The organism is Mesorhizobium sp. M7A.F.Ca.CA.001.08.2.1, assembly GCF_003998455.1.
Lineage (GTDB): Bacteria > Pseudomonadota > Alphaproteobacteria > Rhizobiales > Rhizobiaceae > Mesorhizobium > Mesorhizobium ciceri.
Genome location: NZ_RZPW01001197.1, coordinates 1 through 1131, shown reverse-complemented (window position 1 = coordinate 1131; position 1131 = coordinate 1). Strand labels below are relative to the sequence as shown.

The 1131-nt window shown below is 64.0% G+C and carries 2 protein-coding genes; both read right to left on the bottom strand.

Features of this window, described 5'->3' with window-relative positions:
- Positions 1 to 531, bottom strand: a 531-nt coding sequence (locus EN914_RS36150; protein WP_206527330.1) for a 6-phosphofructokinase, incomplete at its 3' end; no start/stop codon positions are given.
- Positions 532 to 631: 100 nt separating this feature from the next.
- A partial coding sequence (locus EN914_RS36145; protein WP_164779202.1) for a L,D-transpeptidase occupies positions 632 to 1131 on the bottom strand: 500 nt, incomplete at its 5' end.

Below are 1131 nucleotides of genomic sequence, written 5' to 3'. Positions count from 1 at the left end.
GCCCATGACGATGCCGACATAGATGCCGGGCAGCGCGCGAAAATCGAGATCGACGGACAGGAAGGCGCCGGCGACGAACTCGGCCGCCGAAATAAAGCCCGGCGTGTGGTCGTTTTCCTCTAGATCATTGTCGATGGTTTTTGGCGCATGAACAAAGGCAATTGAGCCGCCGGCGGCGTCGGTCAGGATCTGCTGGGTACCCGACGTGTCGTTGCCGCCGATATAGATGAAGGCGTCGGCGCCGGCCTTCTTCAGGCCGTTGAGGATGACATCGCAATAGGCGGCGTCGGGCTTGTCGCGCGTCGAGCCGAGGGCGGCGCTCGGCGTGCCGGCAATCAGCCGCAGGCGGTCTTCCGGAATGGCGGAAAGGTCGACATAATTGCCGTCACGGATGCCGCGCACGCCATGGATCGAGCCCAGCACCTTGGCACCGGGATGCCGCTTGCGGATCTCCAGCGTCGCCCCGACAACCGTCTGGTTGATGACGGCGGTTGGGCCGCCGCCCTGCGCGATGACAAACGTTCCAGCCATGCTTGATTTCTCCCGGCGCGATGGTTTTCAAGGCACCTTGGCCTGTCTTGCCGCATCGCGCAACGGGAGTTTCGAGCGGCGCCAACACGCCGCATAAGCGTCAGACGACGACGACCGGATTTTTCTTGGAGACGCGGCTGTAGAGGTCGATGATGTCCTGGTTGATCAGGCGCACGCAGCCCGACGACATCGCTTGCCCGATGCTCCACCATTCGGGCGAGCCGTGGATGCGATAGCCGGTGTCCTTGCCGTCCTGGTAGATGTAGAGGGCACGCGCGCCGAGCGGATTGGTGAGGCCGCCGGGCTGTCCGGCCTGCCATTTCACCAGTTCAGGCTTGCGGGCGATCATCTCCGGCGGCGGCGTCCAGGTCGGCCATTCCCTGCCGTACTGGATGTTGGCGCGGCCGGACCAGCGGAAACCGTCCTTGCCGATGCCGACGCCGTAGCGAATGGCATCGCCACCCGGCTGGACGAGATAGAGCATGCGCTCCTTGAGATGGACGACGATGGTGCCGGGCGCCTCGCCTGTCGTGTCGACGACGATCTGGCGGCGGAATTCCGGCTTGACCTTCAGATATGGCACTTCCGGCACGTTGAAGC